17 protein-coding genes are annotated in these 20,405 nt (G+C 64.0%); 9 read left to right on the forward strand and 8 right to left on the reverse strand.

Going from position 1 to position 20,405, the window contains the following annotated elements:
• Nucleotides 1-179: 179 nt before the first annotated feature.
• Both mutL and miaA read left to right on the forward strand, forming a co-directional pair.
• A complete protein-coding gene (gene mutL / locus BUS12_RS36595; protein ID WP_074302820.1) occupies nt 180-2,252 on the forward strand; it encodes a DNA mismatch repair endonuclease MutL in 2,073 nt (690 codons plus the stop codon).
• A gap of 100 nt (nt 2,253-2,352) precedes the next feature.
• Nucleotides 2,353-3,306 (forward strand): tRNA (adenosine(37)-N6)-dimethylallyltransferase MiaA, encoded by a 954-nt coding sequence (gene miaA / locus BUS12_RS36600; RefSeq protein WP_083640864.1) that lies wholly within the window; start codon nt 2,353-2,355, stop codon nt 3,304-3,306.
• A gap of 761 nt (nt 3,307-4,067) precedes the next feature.
• Here the strand turns inward: miaA and purM are convergent.
• Nucleotides 4,068-5,135 carry a phosphoribosylformylglycinamidine cyclo-ligase gene (purM, locus tag BUS12_RS36615; RefSeq protein WP_074302356.1) on the reverse strand — a complete coding sequence of 356 codons (1,068 nt, stop codon included), beginning with the start codon at nt 5,133-5,135 and terminating at the stop codon, nt 4,068-4,070.
• A 143-nt stretch (nt 5,136-5,278) separates the two neighbouring features.
• Here purM and BUS12_RS36620 point away from each other — a divergent pair, with 143 nt between their 5' ends.
• From BUS12_RS36620 to panB, 7 genes are read left to right on the forward strand one after another with little or no spacing between them, the layout of a single operon-like run.
• The gene (locus BUS12_RS36620) at nt 5,279-6,355 is read left to right on the forward strand and encodes an AI-2E family transporter (RefSeq protein ID WP_074302357.1); all 1,077 of its coding nucleotides are present in this window, start codon (nt 5,279-5,281) and stop codon (nt 6,353-6,355) included.
• A 49-nt stretch (nt 6,356-6,404) separates the two neighbouring features.
• Complete coding sequence (hda, locus tag BUS12_RS36625; RefSeq protein ID WP_074302358.1) at nt 6,405-7,157, forward strand: DnaA regulatory inactivator Hda; 753 nt, start codon at nt 6,405-6,407, stop codon at nt 7,155-7,157.
• Nucleotides 7,150-7,836 carry a histidinol-phosphatase gene (locus BUS12_RS36630; RefSeq protein ID WP_074302359.1) on the forward strand — a complete coding sequence of 229 codons (687 nt, stop codon included), beginning with the start codon at nt 7,150-7,152 and terminating at the stop codon, nt 7,834-7,836. Before hda ends, BUS12_RS36630 begins: the two co-directional genes overlap by 8 nt.
• Nucleotides 7,833-9,428, forward strand: coding sequence for a polynucleotide adenylyltransferase PcnB (pcnB, locus tag BUS12_RS36635; protein WP_074302360.1), 1,596 nt, complete (start codon nt 7,833-7,835; stop codon nt 9,426-9,428). The genes BUS12_RS36630 and pcnB overlap by 4 nt, the downstream gene beginning before the upstream one ends.
• Nucleotides 9,429-9,476: 48 nt before the next feature.
• Complete coding sequence (gene folK, locus BUS12_RS36640) at nt 9,477-10,031, forward strand: 2-amino-4-hydroxy-6-hydroxymethyldihydropteridine diphosphokinase (protein WP_074302361.1); 555 nt, start codon at nt 9,477-9,479, stop codon at nt 10,029-10,031.
• On the forward strand, nt 10,028-10,744 hold the full coding sequence (locus BUS12_RS36645) for a deoxynucleoside kinase (RefSeq protein WP_074302362.1): 717 nt from the start codon (nt 10,028-10,030) through the stop codon (nt 10,742-10,744). The genes folK and BUS12_RS36645 overlap by 4 nt, the downstream gene beginning before the upstream one ends.
• Before the next feature lie 37 nt (nt 10,745-10,781).
• Nucleotides 10,782-11,597, forward strand: a complete 816-nt coding sequence (gene panB / locus BUS12_RS36650; RefSeq protein WP_074302363.1) for a 3-methyl-2-oxobutanoate hydroxymethyltransferase — start codon at nt 10,782-10,784, stop codon at nt 11,595-11,597.
• A gap of 88 nt (nt 11,598-11,685) precedes the next feature.
• On the opposite strand, the gene pabB is transcribed toward panB, so the two are convergent.
• From pabB to hemH, 7 genes are all read right to left on the reverse strand, one after another.
• Nucleotides 11,686-13,638: an aminodeoxychorismate synthase component I gene (gene pabB, locus BUS12_RS36655; RefSeq protein ID WP_074302822.1), complete on the reverse strand. Its 1,953-nt coding sequence runs from the start codon at nt 13,636-13,638 to the stop codon at nt 11,686-11,688.
• Nucleotides 13,639-13,666: 28 nt separating this feature from the next.
• Nucleotides 13,667-14,809, reverse strand: a complete 1,143-nt coding sequence (dnaJ, locus tag BUS12_RS36660; protein WP_074302364.1) for a molecular chaperone DnaJ — start codon at nt 14,807-14,809, stop codon at nt 13,667-13,669.
• A 267-nt stretch (nt 14,810-15,076) separates the two neighbouring features.
• A complete protein-coding gene (gene dnaK / locus BUS12_RS36665) occupies nt 15,077-17,035 on the reverse strand; it encodes a molecular chaperone DnaK (protein WP_074302365.1) in 1,959 nt (652 codons plus the stop codon).
• A gap of 141 nt (nt 17,036-17,176) precedes the next feature.
• On the reverse strand, nt 17,177-17,602 hold the full coding sequence (locus tag BUS12_RS36670) for a thioredoxin family protein (protein WP_074302366.1): 426 nt from the start codon (nt 17,600-17,602) through the stop codon (nt 17,177-17,179).
• A 46-nt stretch (nt 17,603-17,648) separates the two neighbouring features.
• A complete protein-coding gene (gene grpE, locus BUS12_RS36675) occupies nt 17,649-18,242 on the reverse strand; it encodes a nucleotide exchange factor GrpE (RefSeq protein WP_074302367.1) in 594 nt (197 codons plus the stop codon).
• 483 nt (nt 18,243-18,725) lie between these two features.
• Complete coding sequence (locus BUS12_RS36685) at nt 18,726-19,133, reverse strand: RNA-binding S4 domain-containing protein (RefSeq protein ID WP_074302369.1); 408 nt, start codon at nt 19,131-19,133, stop codon at nt 18,726-18,728.
• A gap of 51 nt (nt 19,134-19,184) precedes the next feature.
• A complete protein-coding gene (hemH, locus tag BUS12_RS36690) occupies nt 19,185-20,255 on the reverse strand; it encodes a ferrochelatase (RefSeq protein WP_074302370.1) in 1,071 nt (356 codons plus the stop codon).
• Nucleotides 20,256-20,405: the final 150 nt, after the last annotated feature.

Raw genomic sequence — 20,405 nt, forward strand, 5'->3', positions numbered from 1 at the left:
CCGAGCGCCCGAAGGCGCCGAAATTGACCGCGCCATGATACCGAAAGTGCCCGGCTGCGATAAAAAAACTGCGTACGCGGACGCACACCCGCCGCCGGTTGTCCGCAGCGAAGGCTTGAGCCAACTGCCGGATTCCGATGCTCGCCAGCCGGTTCGCCACGAATCGCTATAATTTCGCCATGTCCGAATTCTCCGAACCGCCCGTCGACGCCGCCAGCCAACCTGTGGCGCCAGTCCTACGTCCATTGCGGGCGATCCAGCCCTTGCCCGACCTGCTGATCAGCCAGATCGCCGCCGGCGAAGTGGTCGAACGGCCGGCCTCGGTCGTTAAGGAGTTGCTGGAGAACGCGCTGGACGCCGGCGCGCAGACGTTGCGCATCCTGCTCGACGAAGGCGGGGTCAAGCGCATTTCGATCACCGACGACGGCTGCGGCATTCCCGAAGCCGAACTCTCACTCGCGCTGATGCGCCACGCGACCAGCAAGATCCGCTCGCTCGCCGAGCTCGAAGCGGTCGGCACGCTCGGGTTTCGGGGCGAGGCGCTGGCGTCGATTGCCTCGGTGTCGGAGCTGTTCATCACGAGCCGCACGGCCGACGCCCCCCACGCGGTGCGCATCGAAGCGCAAACCGGCGTGCTGAGCCCGGCGGCCGGCACCCAGGGAACGACCATCGAAGTGCGCGAGCTGTACTTCAACACGCCGGCGCGCCGTAAATTCCTGAAAAGCGAGCAGACCGAACTCGGCCACTGCCTCGAGATGATCCGCCGCGCGGCGCTGGCGCGGCCGGACGTGGCGATTTCGGTGCTGCATAACGGCCGGGCGGTCGAGCACTGGAACGCGTCGGAGCCGGCCACGCGCGTCGCAAAGATCATGGGCGAGACCTTTGCCACCGCCCATCTGCCGCTCGACGAATCGGCCGGGCCGCTGGCCGTCTATGGCTGCGCCGGCCTGCCGACCGCGAGCCGCGGCCGCGCCGACCAGCAATATTTCTTCGTCAACGGGCGCTTCGTGCGCGACAAGCTGCTGACTCATGCCGTGCGCGCCGCATACGAGGACGTACTGCACGGCGAGCGCTACCCGTCGTATGTGCTGTTTCTCGATCTGCCGCCCGAGGGTGTCGACGTGAACGTGCATCCGTCGAAGATCGAGGTGCGCTTTCGCGATTCGCGCTCGATCCACCAGTTTGTCTTCCATGCCGTGCAGCGGGCTCTGGCGCGGCATGCGGGCGCCTCGCCGGAAACCACGGCAGGCGGCCACGCGGCGCATCTCGAACCGGTCGCGGGCAGTCCGGTGTCGTTTGCGGCCACGCCGCTCGGCGGTCTGGCGAGCACAGGCGGGATCAGCGGTGCCGGTGGCATCGGTGGTGGAAGCGCAGGCGGTGGCGCCTTCGCAGGCGGCATGGCGGGTGCTGGAGGGAATGCCGGCGGCGGGTTTGGCGGCGCCCAGGCGGGCAACACCTGGCTGCGTCAGGCGCGTATGACGCAGGGCACGCTGCCGGTCGCGCAACCGTTGGCCCTTTACGACGCGCTGTTCGGGCGCAAGGATAACGGCATCGGCACCGCGCAGGGCGCGACCACGCTGGAGGCGCGCGATTCGGCCGCCGAGGCGCCGTCGTTCTTCGCGCCGCCGGGATCGGCGTCAGGCGGCCCGTCGTTTCATGCGTCGGACGAACAGCCGCTCGGCTTCGCGCTCGGCCAGATTCACGGCATCTATGTGCTGGCGCAGAACGCGCAGGGCCTGGTGATTGTCGACATGCATGCGGCACACGAACGGATTCTGTACGAGCAGTTCAAGAACGCGCTGGCTGACCGGGCGATTGCGGTGCAGCCGTTGCTGATTCCTCTGTCGATGCAGGCCGACCCGGTCGAGATCGGCACGGTGGAGGAAGAGCGCGACACGCTCGACGCGCTCGGCTTCGACCTTGCGGTGCTGTCTCCGACCACGCTGGCGATTCGCGCGGTGCCGGCGCTGCTCAAGGACGCCGACCTGCAGGCCCTGGCCCGTGCCGTGCTAACCGATCTGCACGCTTACGGCGGCTCGCGGGTGCTGACCGAACGGCAGCACGAACTGCTCGGCACGCTGGCCTGCCACCACGCGGTGCGCGCGAACCGGCGGCTGACGCTGGATGAAATGAACGCGCTGCTGCGCCAGATGGAAGCGACCGAACGCGCGGACCAGTGCAATCACGGACGCCCGACGTGGTATCAACTGACGCTGTCCGACCTCGACCGACTGTTCATGCGTGGTCAATGAGCGCGCGCATCGCGAGAAGGCTGCTGCGATCGCGCGCACCACTCACACCACTCACGCCATTCGTTCCGTACGCGCCACTCGCGCCGCGGACATGCCGGTCATGACGCAACCTACCCCCACACCGATTGCCTGCATACTGGGCCCGACTGCCTCGGGCAAGACTGCGGCGGCGCTTGCGCTGGCTGCGCGCAGGCCGGTGGAGATCATTAGCGTGGATTCGGCGCTGGTGTATCGGGAGATGGACATTGGGACGGCCAAGCCGACTGCGGAGGAACGGGCGCGGGTGCGGCACCATCTGATCGATATCGTCGACCCTGCCGATGCTTATTCGGCGGCTGAATTTCGCACGGACACCTTGCGGCTGGTGGGGGAGATTTCCGCGCGGGGGCGGGTACCGTTGCTGGTTGGCGGGACGATGCTTTACTACAAGGCGTTGACGCAGGGCCTGAACGACCTGCCGACGGCTGATCCTGAGATCCGCGCGGCGCTTGATGCGGATGCCTTGCGGGACGGCTGGCCGGCCTTGCATGCGCGGCTGGCTGCGGTGGATGCGGTGACGGCTGCGCGTCTGGCGCCGAACGATTCGCAGCGGATTCAGCGGGCGCTGGAGGTGTTCATGGTGACGGGGCAGCCGATGTCGGCCTTGTTGGCAGCGCCTACGCGTACTGACGATGCGGCGTTGCCGTGGCGGTTTGTGCCGGTGGCGCTGGAGCCTTCGGATCGCGGCGTGTTGCATGCGCGGATCGCGGCGCGGTTTGATGCCATGCTGGCGGGCGGGTTGATGGAGGAGGTGGAGCGGTTGCGGGCGCGCGGGGATTTGCATCCTGGGTTGGCGTCGATGCGGTGTGTGGGGTATCGGCAGGTTTGGGAGTATCTCGATGGGGGGGGTGATTTTTCGACCATGCGGGATAAGGGGGTTTTTGCTACTCGGCAGTTGTGCAAGAGGCAGCTTACGTGGCTGCGGAGTATGCCGGAACGGGTTGTGGTTGATTGTTGTGCTCCGGATGCTACTGAACGGGTTTTGCAGGTTGTTGAAGGGGTTATTGCTGGCTGATGTTTTTTTGTCCTTTCTGACCGGGGTTTTGCCTGCGGCGCCTTGGTTTTGGCTGTCTTCTTCGGGTGTTGGCCTTTCCTTGCATTCTTAGCGGTCTATTTGCGTTGCCCCTGTGCGGGGCGGCACTTACTTTCTTTGCCGCCGCAAAGAAAGTAAGCAAAGAAAGCGGGCTCACACCGCTAGCTCTTAGGTGTCCACATCTTTTACATATCCGGAGTGGTCCGAGACGAGGGCCGCCCTCGCATTTCCCACGTTCGTGACACAGCGCTCATCCACCCCACTCCGCACTACGTGCGTCGCGGATGGGTATGCAAGGGAACCCCGTTTGCCATCGGAGCCGGAAGAAGGTCGAGCCGACGAGGTACTGGGGACGCTCGCATGCAAAGCGCCCCGCCCCAACGGCGACAAGCCAGGATAGTTAGAATACCTACAGAATCCGCCGAAGGCGCTATACCCGACGGCGGGGCGCGCAGCGCAACGCTGGAACGGATGACAGCCTTGTCACTAACGTGGATGGTGCGAGGAAGGATCTTGTGTTGGGCCGTTCCCGGATGCAGACTGGGATGGCTCACTACGGGCTGGCGGTTGCAGCCCGCTTTCTTTGCCTACTTTCTTTGCGGCGGCAAAGAAAGTAGGTGCCGCCCCGCACAGGGGCAACGCAAATAGACCGATAAGAATGCAAGGAGAGGCCAACGCCATAGGCAAACAACCAACAACAAGGCGCCGCAGGCAAAACCCCGCCCGGAAGGACAAAAAAAACCTCAAACCACTACAGTCTGCGCCTCACCCTCAAGCGACTTCCGCACAGCCCCGATCGCCCAAACCTGCTCCCCGGCGGCAGCCAGCAAACCAATAGCCTTATCAGCATCCGCAGCAGCAACAACAACAACCATCCCGATGCCGCAATTAAACACACGGTGCATCTCAGCATCAGCCACGCCACCGTGCTTCTGCAACCACGAGAACAACGGCGGCAGCGGCCAGGCCCGATGATCCAGCTCAGCAGTCAAGCCATCACGCAAAACGCGCGGAATATTCTCCACCAGCCCACCGCCGGTGATATGCGCCATCCCCTTCACCGACACCTGCTCCATCAGCGAAAGCAAAGGCTTCACATAGATATGCGTAGGCGCCATCAACGCATCCGCCAACGACCGCCCATCAAAGTCAGCGTTCAGATCCGGCTGCGCCCGCTCAATAATCTTGCGCACCAGCGAGAACCCATTCGAATGGATGCCACTCGAAGCCAGACCCAGTACAACGTCGCCCGGGACAATCGTGCTACCGTCAATGATCTTGCTCTTTTCGACCGCGCCCACCGCAAAACCGGCCAGATCGTATTCGCCGTCAGGGTACATGCCCGGCATTTCCGCCGTCTCGCCGCCAATCAGCGCGCAGCCAGCCAGCTCGCAACCCTGCGCGATGCCCTTCACGACCGTCGAGGCCGTGCCGACATCCAGCTTGCCGCAAGCAAAGTAATCGAGGAAAAACAGCGGCTCAGCACCCTGCACCAGGATGTCGTTGACGCTCATCGCCACCAGATCCTGGCCCACCGTGTCATGCTTGTTCAGATGAAACGCCAGCTTCAGCTTGGTGCCGACGCCGTCCGTGCCCGAGACCAGCACCGGTTCGCGGTATTTCTTCGGCACCTCGAAGAGCGCGCCAAACCCGCCGATGCCACCCAGCACGCCGTCGCGCATCGTCTTTTTGGCAAAGGGCTTGATCGCGTCGACAAGGGCGTCGCCCGCGTCGATGTCCACGCCGGCGTCGCGATACGACAGACCTTGGGCCGAATCGGTTGAATGCTGGGCGGATTTCGGTTGATTCATGGGGAAGAGCTCGAAGGTCGGTAAAATGCGATTTTACCCGATGCCGACCCGAGTTGGCGCTTCAGCGCTTACTCGGGTCCCATACAGAGTTGCCGGCCAGTTGGCTGGACTTTCCCCTGCGCCAATCATCTGGGAACCGCACTTTGCAGCAAAACTCGTCATTTCTTACGCCGTATCAGCGCCAGGCTTTCATCTGGGTCGCCATCGCGCTCGGCCTCGGCATCCTGCTGTGGCTGCTCAGTCCGGTCCTCACGCCGTTCCTGCTCGGCGCCATCCTCGCCTACATCCTGCAGCCCGGCGTAGCGTGGATGGTACGGCGCCGCGTGCCGCGCAGCCTAGCCGCCCTGCTGATGATGCTGCTGTTCACCATCGCCCTGACCCTCATGATCCTGCTGGTGCTGCTGGTGATCCAGAAAGAAGGCCCGCAGCTCAAGCAGCAGGTGCCCGTACTGTTCGCCCACGTCAGCGCATGGCTGCAGCCCAAGCTCGCGCTGCTGGGCCTCGCCGATTCGCTCGATTTCGCCAGCATTCGCGACCTCGTCACCGGCCAGCTCGAAGGCAGCGCGCAAACCATCGCGCTGTACGCCTGGACCTACCTTCGCACCAGCAGTAACGTAATGATCACCGTGATCGGCAACGTCGTGCTCGTACCGCTCGTTCTGTTCTATCTGCTTTACGACTGGAACCGCATGCTCGCGCGCGCCGAAGGTTTCGTGCCGCGCCGCTGGCTCGACAAGACCGTGCAGCTCGCCCACGACATGGACCAGATGCTGTCGCAATACCTGCGCGGCCAGTTGCTCGTGATGGCCGTGCTTGCCGTGTTTTACGCCGTCGCACTGAGCATCGCCGGCTTCGAGATCGCGCTGCCGGTCGGCATTTTCACCGGCGTGGCCGTGTTCATTCCGTACATCGGTTACGCCACCGGCCTCGCGCTGGCGCTGCTCGCCGCGCTGCTGCAGTTCGGCGACTGGTACGGCTTCGGCGCGGTCGCCGTCATTTACGGGGTCGGGCAGATTCTCGAGAGTTTTTTCCTGACGCCACGCCTCGTCGGCGAACGGATCGGCCTGCACCCGCTCGCCGTGATCTTCGCCCTGCTCGCGTTCGGTCAACTGTTCGGCTTTTTCGGCGTGCTGCTCGCGCTCCCCGTCAGCGCAATCCTCTCGGTAGCCCTGCGCGAATTGCGGCAAGGCTATCTGTCGAGCACGCTTTACAAGAACTGACCATGAGCGAACCGGCTCCTGGCCGCCCCCATTTCCGGCTTCCACTACTGTGCTTCGTCAACTGACGCTCGATCTCGGCACCCCGCCGCCATCGACATTCGACAACTTCTTCGCCGGCGCCAACGCCGAGCTGGTCACGCGGCTGCGCGAGCTGGAAGGCGCGCTCGCCGCCGGTCCGGTGGCCGATCGTACCTTCTACGTGTGGGGCGAAAGCGGTAGCGGCCGCACCCATCTGCTGCAGGCGCTGATCCACGAGGCACAGCCCGGACACGCCCGCTTTGTCAGCCCGCAAAGCAGTCTTGCAGCCTTTGCCTTCGACCCGCGCGTCGCGCTGTACGCCATCGACGACTGCGACGGCCTGTCCGGCGCGCAGCAGATCGCCGCGTTCAACCTGTTCAACGAAGTGCGGGCGCATCCCACCAGCGCGCTGGTGGCCGCGGGCAACGCGGCGCCGATCGGGCTCGCCGTGCGCGAGGACCTGCGCACGCGGCTCGGCTGGGGCCTCGTATTCCACCTTGCGCCGCTGGCCGACGAAGGCAAGGCCGCCGTGCTCAAGCACGCCGCCCGCGAACGCGGCATCGCGCTCGCCGACGACGTGCCGGCCTACCTGCTCACCCACTTCCGGCGCGACATGCCGAGCCTGATGGCGTTGCTGGACGCGCTCGACCGCTTCTCGCTCGAACAGAAGCGCGCGGTCACGCTGCCGCTCTTGCGCACGATGCTGGCGTCGCCTGCAGGCACCGAAGAACTGAGAACGGCAACCGTTTCACCCGCTTCAAGTAAAATGGGCCCCCATGGCTAATCTCGCTCTCTTCGACCTCGACCACACCCTCATCCCCACCGACAGCGACCACGAATGGGGCCGCTTCATGGTGAAGCACGGCATGGTCGACGCCGACAGCTTCGCGCGTGAAAACGATCGCTTCTTTGCCGACTACAAGGCCGGCAAGCTGGACATTCACGCCTACCTTATCGCCATGCTGACGCCGCTCGCGAAGTATTCGCGCGCGCAACTGGCCGAGTTCCACCAGATGTACATGCACGAGGTGATCAAACCCGCCATCGTGCCGGCCGCGCTCGAGCTGGTACGCCGGCACCGCGATGCCGGCGACCTGTGCTGCGTGGTCACCGCCACCAACGAATTCATCACCGGCCCGATCGCCGCCGTCTTCGGTGTCGACAAGCTGATCGCCTGCGAAGCCGAAACCGTGGACGGCCAGCCGCACTCCGACTACACCGGCCGTCCCACCGGCACGCCCAGCTACAAGGAAGGCAAGATCGTCCGTACCGAGGCATGGCTCGCTTCGCTCGGCAAGACATGGTCGGATTTCGAGCGCAGCTATTTCTACAGCGATTCGCACAACGACATCCCGCTGCTCCAAAAGGTCACTGACCCGATCGCGACCAACCCGGACGACACGCTACGCGCTCACGCGCAGGCAAACGGCTGGCGCATCCTCGAACTCTTTCAACCCACGTGATCAAAAAATTTATCCGCAAACTGTTCGGACAGGATCCGGCACCCGCTGACGACACCGCAGCCTCCGAAGCAGACGAAGCCGCCCGCGCAAGCGCCGGGCACGACCGCGAGCGCAACGCCGCCACGGCCGCCAGGCCGCGCCGCAAGACGGCGCGCGACACCGGCAAGCCCGCGGCGCGCGATCCGGACGTGCCCGTCATCATTCCCGCGGACGTCCACGGCATCAACCCGGCGCTGATCTCGCGGAACGCCATTCGCGTCACCGAAGGACTGCAGCAGGCGGGCCACCGGGCGTTTATCGTCGGCGGCGCGGTGCGCGACCTGCTGCTCGGCATCGCGCCGAAAGACTTCGACGTCGCCACCGACGCCACCCCCGAACAGGTGCAGAAGCTGTTCCGCCGCGCGCGCATCATCGGCCGGCGGTTTCAGATCGTGCACGTGCAGTTCGGCCAGGAAATCATCGAAACCTCGACGTTCCGTGCGCTGGTCGATCCGCCCGCGGCCGACGCCGCTCCGCCGCGGCGCCTGAAGCGCGACGAACTCGACCGCCGCACCCACGCCGTCGACGCCAGCGGCCGCGTGCTGCGCGACAACGTCTGGGGCGAGCAGCACGAAGACGCCACCCGCCGCGACTTCACGATCAATGCGATGTACTACGATCCGGCCACGCAAACCGTGCTGGATTATCACAACGGCATGGCCGACATGCGCGCCCGCTTGCTGCGGATGATCGGCGACCCGGCCACGCGCTATCGCGAAGATCCGGTGCGCATGCTGCGGGTGGTGCGGTTTGCCGCCAAGCTCGGCTTTGAAATCGAAGACGCCACACGCGCGCCGATCAAGGAAATGGCCGACCTGATCAACAACGTGCCGGCCGCGCGTCTGTTCGACGAAATGCTCAAGCTGATGCTGTCGGGCCACGCGCTCGCCTGCCTGACGCGTCTGCGCCAGGAAGGCCTGCATCACGGCCTGCTGCCGTTGCTCGACGTGGTGCTCGAGCAGCCGCACGGCGAGAAATTCATCACGCTCGCGCTCACCAACACGGACAACCGCGTGCGCGCCGGCAAGCCGGTCTCGCCGGGCTTCCTGTTCGCCACGCTGCTGTGGCACGACGTGCAGCAACGCTGGCAGGCCTTCGAGGCGCAGGGCGACTATCCGGTGCCCGCGCTGCACCGCGCGATGGACGACGTGCTCGACATGCAGACCGAGAAACTCGCCATCCACAAGCGCTTCTCGTCGGACATGCGCGAGATCTGGGGCCTGCAGTTGCGCCTCGAAAAACGCTCGGGCCGCGGCGCGCTGAAGCTGATGGAACACCAAAGATTTAGAGCGGGGTATGATTTCCTCCTGTTGCGCTGCGAATCGGGCGAACTCGATGAGTCGGTCGGTACGTGGTGGACGGAGTTCATCGACGGAGACGCTGCCGCGCGCGAGACATTGCTCACGCAAGGCGGGAAGGACCGAAGCCCCAAAAAACGGCGGAGGCGCAGCAGTGGCGCCAGGAACCGCCAGCCGGGCGACGGAATGGAGGGCGGCACGACAGTCGACCGCGCAGCAGACGACGTGAGCCAGGGCGGCTCGCACGAAGACTGACGCGGCCAGGCTTCTGGCCGTCGAACGATAGTCGCAGGAAGTTATGCCATGACGGTTGCTTATCTCGGCCTCGGCGCGAATCTCGGGGATGCGCGCCAGACCCTGAAAGACGCGGTGGTGTGCCTGGCCCAACAGCACACCATCACCGTGCTCGCCAAGTCGAGCCTGTATCGCACCGCCCCGATCGACGCCGGTGGCGACGACTACTACAACTGTGTCGTGAAGCTCGAAACGACCCTGCCGGTGCGGCATCTTCTGGCGCTGTGCCACAAGATCGAATCGCACTTCGGTCGCGAGCGGCCGTTTCGCAACGCACCCCGCACGCTAGATCTCGACATCCTGCTTTACGGCGATCACTCGATCGACGAACCCGATCTGATCGTGCCGCATCCGCGACTCACCGAACGCGCCTTCGTGCTGGTGCCGCTGACCGAACTCGCTCCGGATTTGACAATCCCCCAACGTGGCCGCGCCGACGCCTTCCTTGCCGCCGTCGCCGACCAGCGCATCGAAAGAATGAAATCGCCCTGCCAGTGCCCGGTGCTCAACGCGCTCGGCGGCAGCAACGACAGCACCAGCACCACCAAGGGCCGTTGCTCATGAACGCCACTCCGCTGACGGTCACAGCGCCGCAGCTGCGCCCGCCGTTCCGCTACATCGCGATCGAAGGGCCGATCGGTGTCGGCAAGACTTCGCTGGCGCGGCGCCTTGCCGAACGCTGGTCGATGCATCCGTTGTTCGAACGGCCGCAAGACAACCCGTTTCTCGAACGCTTCTATCGCGACACCGCCCGCTACGCCCTGCCCGCACAACTGCACTTCGCGCTGCAGCGCGCGCAGCAGGCCCAGGAAGTCGCGGCGATTCATGCTGCCGGCACGCCGCTGATCGCCGATTTCATGACGCAGAAAAACGAGATCTTCGCGCGCCTGACGCTGCCTGAAGACGAGTGGCAGTTGTATCGCGCGCTCTCGGCGCGGATCGATGCGCAAGCGCCGCGCGGTGCGGTGGGCGGCAATCCGGGCGCGGCGCCAGCACCCGATTTCGTCGTGTACCTGCAAGCCAGTCCGGAGGTGCTGTTTGCGCGCATTCAGAAACGCGCGGTGCCGATGGAATTGCAGATCTCCGACGCGTACCTGCACGCCCTGTGCGACGCGTACAACGAGTTCTTCTATCACTACGACCGCACGCCGGTGCTGACGGTCAACGCCGAACATCTGAACCCGCTCGACTCGGACGCGGACCTTGCACTGCTCGTCGAACGCATCGGGACGATGCGCGGGCGCAAGGAATTCTTTGTCAAAGGCACGTCGCTCTGAGCGACGGCGCCCTCTTCTTTTTCCAACGGAATACCCCATGAGCTATTTGCAGGAAACGAGCCGGAACGCCATTACCGTCCCGAAACTGCAGGCAATGCGCGATGCGGGCGAGAAGATCGCCATGCTCACCTGTTACGACGCGAGCTTCGCTGCGCTGCTGGATCGCGCGGGCGTCGACGTGCTGCTGATCGGCGACTCGCTCGGTAACGTGCTGCAAGGCCAGACGACGACGCTGCCGGTCACGCTCGCTGAGATCGCCTATCACACCACCTGCGTGGCTCGGGCGCGGCCGTCGGCGCTGGTCGTCGCCGATCTGCCGTTCGGCACCTACGGCACGCCTGAGGCGGCCTTCGCCAGCTCGGTGGAGCTGATGCGCGCGGGCGCCCAGATGGTCAAGCTGGAAGGTGGCGAATGGCTGGCCGATACGGTGCGCTTTCTGGTCGAGCGGGCGGTGCCGGTGTGCGCGCACGTAGGCCTCACACCGCAGTCGGTGCATGCGTTCGGCGGCTTCAAGGTGCAGGGCAAGACGGAAGCGGGTGCAAGCCAGTTGCTGCGCGACGCGCGTGCCGTGCAGGACGCCGGTGCCCAGTTGATCGTGATAGAAGCGATTCCGACGCTGCTCGGCGCCGAAGCTACCAAGCAGTTGCGGATTCCGACCATCGGCATCGGCGCGGGCGTGGATTGCTCGGGTCAGGTGCTGGTGCTGCACGACATGCTTGGGATTTTCCCCGGCAAGCGACCGCGCTTCGTGAAAGATTTCATGCAGGGCCAGCCGAGTATTTTTGCGGCCGTCGAGGCCTATGTGCGGGCGGTGAAGGACAGCTCGTTTCCGGGCCCGGAACATACGTTCTGAACTGGGTGTTTGGCATGTGCGGCCGGATGGTGGGTGGTTAATCCGGTCTCATCCGGTCTCATCCGGTCTCATCCGGCCACATACGGTCTCATCCGGCAAGACGCGCCGGCAACGCGCCCCGCAACGCGTTGCAGACTAGAAGCGCCTCGGCATTCAATACGTCGTCCCGCGTCAGCACGCGCTCTGCGGCGCCCAACGCGGCATCTTCCAGCAGCACGCCTCGCATCACACCAGGCAGCACGCCCGACGATAACGGCGGGGTCCACCAGCGCCCCGCCAGCTTGACAAACACATTCGAGCGACCGCCTTCGGTCAGTTCGCCACGCTCGTTGAAAAACAGCGTGTCGAACGCGCCGAGCGCCTCCGCGCTGCGCCAGCCGCGGTCGTACGCTTCCCGACGGGTGGTCTTGTGATGCAGCAGCACGTCGCTCGCGGCGGTCGCGGCGAAACCGTGATCCGGTGCGAGCAGCACACCCACTTCGCTGTCTTGCAACGGTATCAGCGGCGCAGCGCTGATCTGTGCCGCGCCGCTCATGGCGAGGGCCAACCTGACACGATGCGGTGTCTGCGGCGGCAATGCATGGCACTGTGCGTCGAGACGCGCACGCAACTCCATTTCGTCGAATCCGAAGCCGAACCACGCGGCGCTCGCCGCGAGCCGCGCGAGATGGCGCGCAAGGTGCCGGACGCCGGCCTCGCGCGTTGCGTGCATGGTTTCGAACAGCTCGAAACCGGGATCGGCGTCGGTCAGGAAACGGGCTTTCAATTGGCACTCCGCATGTTCGTCGGCAGCGACGCTGTCCAGTACGATCCCTGCGCCGACGCCCATGCTGCCGTGACGCGCGTGGCCGCTGCTTGCGGGGGCGTCGAGCGTCAGCGTGCGGATCGCGACGGACAGGCAGAAGTCGCCGCAGGTGTCTGTCGAATCCGCCGCATCGAGCCAGCCTATCGCGCCGGTGTACAGGCCACGCGGCGTACTCTCGAGCGTCTCGATCAACTGCATCGTGCGATGCTTCGGCGCGCCGGTGATCGATCCGCACGGGAACAGCGCGCGCAACACCTCGGCGAACGACGTCCGCGCGCGTAACCGCGCTTCCACCGTCGACGTCATCTGCCAGACGGACGCGTACGGCTCGACGGAGAAGAGCGCCGGCACCTTGACCGAGCCGGTCTCGGCGACGCGCGACAGATCGTTGCGCAGCAGATCGACGATCATGACGTTCTCGGCCCGGTTCTTCGGGTCGTTGGCGAGAAACTCCGCTGCGTGGCGGTCGGCAATGGGATCGTCAGGCGCCCGCGGCGCGGTGCCCTTCATCGGCCGCGCACGCAACGTCGCGCCCGCTTTCTCCACAAATAGCTCCGGCGAGCACGACAGCACCCAGCGCTCGCCCGGCAACGCGATCAACGCGCCATACGGCACCGGCTGCCGGGCCCGCAGACGCCGGTATAGCGCAGCCGGAGTACCGAACACGTCGAAGTCGAGCCGGTATGTGTAGTTGACCTGATAGGTATCGCCGATACGCAGCGCGTCGTGAATCGCGCCGATCGCCGCTTCGAATTGCGCCGGATCGACGCTCGCGCGAACACCGGCCGTTCCCGCCACCGACGGCTGTGCCGCGTCGCCGTCGAGCTGCGCCAGCCATGCATCGGCTTCGTCACGCGAAAGCTTCGCGCATCGTTCGAACAATAAAAAACGCAGCGTGGCATCGCCACGCTGCGTTTTATACGACTGGAGTGATTCAGCACCGGACGGTGGTACGCCGCCCCCGGAGATGTTCCGTTCGGTCAAGGCGAACCGCGACGTCCCAGATACACGCTCCTCCAGTACAAGCTGACGGCCGAACTCATAATCGCCCAGCACAACGGCATGCAGGCCGCCGCGCAGGTCGGCCGCCACCGCTTCGCACACTGCCTCGAGCGACGCCGCGCCGGCGCAAACCCTTTCGTGCACAAACGTCGTGTACAGACGGCTCGAGCGGCGCGCCGCCGTCGCGTCGCAATCGTCGAGCAATGCGAACACGGCGCCGCGATCATCCACCATCTTGCCTGCCGCCAACTTCAAACTGCGATTAATCGAAGAAGCTCTTCACGCGATCGAACCAGCTCTTGCTTTGCGGGCTATGACGCGCGCCACCCTCGACCAGCGACTTCTCGAACTGCTGCAACAACTCGCGCTGCGGCTCGGTGAGCTTGACCGGCGTCTCAACCTGGACATGCACGTACAGATCGCCGGCGATGCTCGAACGTAGCCCCTTGATGCCCTTGCCGCGCAGACGGAACGTCTTGCCCGACTGGGTGCCTTCGGGCACGGTGAAGCTCGCGCGGCCCGCCAGCGTCGGCACTTCGATCTCGCCGCCGAGTGCTGCCGTGGTGAACGGAATCGGCATCTGGCAATGCAGGTCGTCGCCGTCGCGCTCGAACACCGAGTGCTGCTTGATATGAATCTCGACGTACAGGTCGCCCGACGGACCGCCGTTGATGCCCGGCTCGCCGTTGCCGGCCGAGCGGATCCGCATGCCGTCGTCGATGCCTGCCGGAATCTTCACTTCCAGCGTCTTGGTTTCCTTCACCTTGCCCGCGCCATGGCAGTGCAAGCAGGGATCGGGAATGTGACTGCCGGTGCCATGGCACTTCGGGCAAGTCTGCTGGATGCTGAAAAAACCCTGCGACATCCGCACCGAACCCGAGCCGTTACAGGTCGGGCAGGTTTCGGGCTTGGTGCCGGGTTTTGCGCCCGAACCATGACAGATTTCGCACGATACCCAGCTCGGTACGCGAATCTGCGTGTCGTAACCGTGCGCGGCCTGTTCCAGCGTGATTTCCATGCTATAGCGCAGATCGGCGCCACGATACACCTGCGGACCGGCACGGCCGCCGCCGCCGCGTGCGGCGCCGCCGGCCGCCTGGCCGAAGATGTCGCCGAAAATATCGCCGAATGCATCGGCAAAGCCGCCGAAGCCCTGGGCGCCGGCGCCGCCCATGTTCGGGTCGACACCCGCATGGCCGTATTGGTCGTACGCGCCGCGCTTCTGCGAGTCCGACAGCATTTCATAGGCTTCCTTCACCTCTTTGAAATGCTCTTCCGCATCCTTGTTGCCCGGATTGCGGTCAGGGTGATGCTTCATCGCAAGCTTGCGATAAGCCTTCTTGATTTCGTCGTCGCTCGCGTTCTTTGCGACGCCCAGAACCTCGTAGTAATCCCGTTTCGCCATATCGGTTCAACGCCCTCCGCGCAGCAAGGCGCGGCGGCTCCTCTTGAATGCTGGAGTCTCACGACTCGTCCGGCCGCTGCTCGCTCCTCGTTTGCACGATTTGAGCAACGCCCTCCATAAAACAAATGTGCCCGGAGAGCCCAAAAGGCTCACCAGGCGCGATAACCGCTTTGCAGGTTCATGCCCCCGGAGACGGGTGCAGACCGTTTTGCAGCCGAGCCGCACACATTGCTGTGTGCGGCTTTACGGTCAAATGGCGACCTGGCTTTAGTCCTTCTTGACTTCCTTGAACTCGGCGTCGACCACGTCGTCTTCCGGCTGGCTCGCGCCGCCGGCCGAGGCACCGCCTGCGGCACCCGCGGCACCGGCCGCAGCGCCTGCTGCACCCTGGGCAGCCTGCATGTCGGCGTACATCTTTTCGCCGAGCTTCTGCGAGGCCGTTGCCACGACTTCGATCTTGGCTTCGATCGCCGCCTTGTCGCTCGAACCGCTCTTCAGCGTGTCTTCGAGGTCCTTCAGCGAGGCTTCGATCTTTTCCTTCTCAGCCGCTTCCAGCTTGTCGCCGTATTCGGTGAGCGCCTTCTTCGTGCTGTGCACCAGCGCGTCGCCCTGGTTGCGGGCATCGGCCAGCTCACGCAGCTTGTGATCTTCTTCCGCGTTCGCTTCTGCGTCCTTCACCATCTTTTCGATTTCGGCTTCCGACAGACCCGAGTTCGCCTTGATGACGATGCGGTTTTCCTTGCCGGTGGCCTTGTCTTTCGCGCCGACGTGCAAGATGCCGTTCGCGTCGATGTCGAAGCTCACTTCAATCTGCGGCACGCCGCGCGGGGCCGGCGGAATGCCTTCGAGGTTAAACTCGCCCAGCAGCTTGTTGCCGGCTGCCATTTCGCGTTCGCCCTGGAACACCTTGATCGTGACGGCGCCCTGATTGTCGTCCGCCGTCGAATACACTTGCGCGTGCTTCGTCGGGATCGTGGTGTTCTTGTTGATCATCTTCGTCATCACGCCGCCGAGCGTTTCGATACCGAGCGACAGCGGGGTCACGTCGAGCAGCAGAACGTCCTTGCGGTCGCCGGACAACACCTGGCCCTGAATCGCGGCGCCCACGGCCACGGCTTCGTCCGGGTTCACGTCACGGCGCGGTTCCTTGCCGAAGAATTCCTTAACCTTTTCCTGCACCTTCGGCATACGGGTCATACCGCCGACGAGAATCACGTCGTCGATTTCGCCAACCTTCACGCCCGCGTCCTTGATCGCCAGACGGCACGGTTCGATGGTGCGTTCGATCAGTTCTTCCACCAGCGCTTCGAGCTTCGCACGCGTGATTTTCAGGTTCAAGTGCTTCGGACCCGACGCGTCTGCCGTGATGTACGGCAGGTTGATTTCGGTCTGCTGGCTGGACGACAGTTCGATCTTCGCCTTTTCAGCCGATTCCTTCAGGCGTTGCAGCGCGAGTACGTCCTTCGACAGGTCGACGCCTTGCTCTTTCTTGAACTCGCCGATGATGTAGTCGATGATGCGCTGGTCGAAGTCTTCGCCGCCGAGGAACGTATCGCCGTTCGTCGAGAGCACTTCAAACTGCATTTCGCCGTCAACGTCGGCGATTTCGATGATCGACACGTCGAACGTACCGCCGCCGAGGTCATACACGGCAATCTTGCGGTCGCCCTTTTCTGCCTTGTCGAGGCCGAACGCGAGCGCAGCTGCGGTCGGTTCGTTGATGATGCGCTTGACTTCCAGACCGGCGATGCGGCCTGCGTCTTTGGTAGCCTGGCGCTGGCTGTCGTTGAAGTACGCGGGAACCGTGATCACCGCTTCGGTGACCGGCTCGCCGAGGTAGTCTTCAGCGGTCTTTTTCATCTTGCGCAGCACTTCCGCCGAGATTTGCGGCGGAGCGAGCTTCTGGTCGCGCACTTCGACCCAGGCGTCACCGTTGTCGGCCTTGACGATCTTGTACGGCATCAGGCCGATGTCTTTCTGCACTTCTTTTTCTTCGAAGCGGCGGCCGATCAGGCGTTTGACCGCGTACAGCGTGTTCCTCGGGTTCGTGACCGACTGACGCTTCGCAGGCGCGCCGACGAGAATTTCGCCGTCTTCCATGTAAGCGATGATCGACGGCGTGGTGCGCGCACCTTCCGAGTTCTCGATCACCTTGACCGAATTGCCTTCCATGATCGCCACGCACGAGTTGGTCGTGCCGAGGTCGATGCCGATGATTTTGCCCATTTTTACTAATCTCCTGACTTTGATCGCTGCGGAAAGTGCCTTGTGCCCATCTGGCGGCAAGGCACGCCGCCTTCAATTCATACCTGCACTCAACATAAGTGCGTCCGCATCGTTTTCAAGACCTTGAATGCAATGCGGTCTTTAATTTTTTTCAATCTCCTGCTGCTTCGGGATTGGCGAGGCAAGCTTCGCCCGCACCTTCTCCCGCGCGGCTGCCACCGCTGCCTCGAACTGCCCGAGGCCGTGCCAGCCGGTTGCCCGGCCAAGCCGCTTGCCATGGTGAAAGAAGAACCACGTCGGCACGCCGTGCAACATGAAGCGGCGGCCCAGCTCGCGGTGCTCGTAGACGTTGCTGTGAAACCATTTGAGCCCGAGCGCGCGAATCGCCTCGGGCTGCGCCAGCATCGCCTTCTTCGCTATTTCACAGTTAAAGCAGTCCAGCCCCCAGAAGAACACCACCGCCAGCTCATCGCCGGCCGCCTCGAGTCCGGCGTCGAACGACTCCGCGCTCAGTTCCTGCATCTCGAACACGGCAAAAGCCGTGGCGTCGACGGGAAGGTTGGCCATAGTAACGGCGTGCCGGCCTTGGCGGCTCTTAAACGCAACCGGGCGCTTACTTCGGCTGTGCGACGGTGACGAGTGCCGGACGCAGCACGCGGTCGGCAATCACATAGCCCTTTTGCAGCACGGAAACGACCGTGTTCGGCTCCTGCTCGGCCGGCACCATGGAAATAGCCTGGTGACGATGCGGGTCGAACTTCTCGCCGGCCGGAGGATTGATCGCGGCCACGCGACCTTTCTCGAGCGCCCCGTTCAACTGACGCAGCGTCAGCTCGACGCCTTCGCGGACCTTCTGCAGGTCGTCCGACGAGTGGGCAACGGCGGCCTCGAGACTGTCGACCACCGGCAGCAGATGCTCGGCAAAGCTTTCGATCGCAAACTTGTGGGCCTTGGTGACGTCTTCCTGCGCACGGCGGCGCACGTTTTCGGTCTCGGCCTTCGCACGCAGGAAGCTCTCCTGCAGCTCGGCAATCTTCGCTTGCGCTTCGGCCAGCGCGGCCTCGACGCCGGCCGGCGCGGCAGCGCCCGGCGCAGCATCAGCCGGGTTCGCGTCGGGCTGAAGCGCGGCGGCCTCGGCGGCCTGGCGCGCGGCTTCTTCGGCGGGCGTGGGATTCTGGCTCGTCGGGTTCTCTTGCGTGTTTTCCATGTCGCTGAAAGTCGTTAGAAAGTTAAAGCCAAGGGCGGCCGCATGGTGTTCGCGGGGGCTCGTTCGAGCGTTGCAAAAACACGACACAGACCACCGCTCATCGTTCGATAAGTTGGGGACCTAAAGCACGATTTCAAGCGGTCAAAACGACCTTTTTGCACCGCAGCAGTGCGGGAGAAATGCCTGGTTACAACCATTACTCTGACTTCATGAGAATGAGATTGAGTGGGGTCGAGGACTGACCTAAACTGCAGATGTCCGCCGGAAAAGGCACGTTTACCCTAGCCCGGTATATACCACTTCAATTCACTCACTACGCGCGTTCGTTCAGCACCTTTCGGGGGAGTACCGTGAAACTGACCTTCGCAATATCCGTGGTCGCCTTGGTGCTCATCGCGGGAACCACGACCATCTGCATGTCCGGGGCCGTCAATGACAGCACGACCGAGTATGGCGGCGTGCATGCCACGATGGAACAGTTGTTCAATCCCCACCTGAAAGTTTGTCGATAGTGCGCCGGTCGCGCTTGGTAGGACGCCCGTGCAAGGCGGCCGCCGGTTCGCGATACGTCTTGCGCCGCTCCTGTTCCACCTGCCGCTTTACCTTGCTGTCCTCGGTTTCCGCGTAAAGCGTTTGCGCCACGCTGGCGGGCCCGCGCACATCGCACATGCCCAGCACCTCGACCTGCCAAACGATCCTTTCGATCTCGACTTCAACGAGATCGCCGACCCGCACGTCCTTTGCCGGCTTGACCGTGGCCCCGCCGATACGCACATGGCCTTTATCGACGGCATCCGCCGCCAGCGAGCGCGTCTTGAAGAAGCGTGCAGCCCAAAGCCATTTGTCGATACGCAGACGCGCACCCGGTTCGGTTGAAATCCTGTAGTTCATCGATCAGTCCGGCGCCCTAAGCGCGTTCCCTAAGCGCGTTGAAACACGGCCTCACGCCTCCACCACCCCTTGCAGCGAAGCCGCCTGCACCGGCCAGCCCTGCAGATTCTGCGCGACGATCTCACCAAGCGCGGCAATCCACGCCTGCGAGGCGTTCAGGCAAGGAATCCGGTGAAACTCCTTGCCGCCGGCGTGAACGAACTCGTCGCGAACCTCCATGCCGATTTCCTCGATCGTTTCGAGGCAGTCAGCGGTAAAACCCGGACAAAACACGTCGGCCCGACGGACACCCGCGGCGCCCAGTTCCTTGAGCGTCGGCGCGGTGTAGGGCTGCAGCCATTCGGCCTTGCCGAAGCGCGACTGAAACGTAATGCGGCATTCGACCGATGTCAGCTCAAGCGCCTGCATCAGCAGCGCCCCGGTTTGCTGACACTGGTCGTGATACGGATCGCCCAGATCGAGCGTGCGCTTGGGCACACCGTGGAAGCTCAGCACCAGCTTGTCGCCTGCTGCGAAATCCGGACGGCCGTGAGCGTGCCAATACTGGTGCACCTGCGCCGCCAGCGCCGCGATATAGGCCGGATGATCCGCATACTGGCGGACGGTGCGGATTTCCAGCTGGTTGCGCATGCGCCCAAGCGCCGCAAATGCGGCGTCGAAAGCCGTGGCGGTGGTCGACGACGAGTATTGCGGATACATCGGCACGAGCAGCACACGTTCCGCACCGGCCAGCTTGAGCTGGTTCAGCATGTCCGGAATGCCCGGCATGCCATAGCGCATGGCGTAGTCGACGAGCACCGTGTAGTCGTTCGCCTGCAGCAGATGCCGCAACCCTTCCACCTGCTTCTCGGTGAACACGCGCAACGGCGAGCCTTCCGGCGTCCACACCGCGGCATACTTGCGCGCCGACGAGCGCCCGCGAAACGGCAGGATCAGGAGCCGCAAGATGACCTGCCAGACGGCGGCGGGAATCTCGACCACCCGTGGGTCCGACAAAAACTGCGCGAGGTAGCGCCGCACGGCCTTCGGCGTTGGAGCGTCGGGCGTGCCCAGATTGATCAGCAACACCGCAACACGATGGGCTGTGGCGGGCTGAGATGGCCGCTCGAGGTCGAAACGCATAGGCAACAGGGCTAACCGCTTAAGGCGGGAAATCGATTCAGGTGAAACTCATTATAGCGGCGCGATCCGCCGCCGATACCTGGCCATTCGGCCAATTGGCAAGCTCCGCGCCGCCAGGCATTATTACCGGCATGACGTTGCGGACGTCGA

The organism is Paraburkholderia phenazinium, assembly GCF_900142845.1.
In the GTDB taxonomy this organism is placed as follows: Bacteria; Pseudomonadota; Gammaproteobacteria; order Burkholderiales; family Burkholderiaceae; genus Paraburkholderia; species Paraburkholderia phenazinium_A.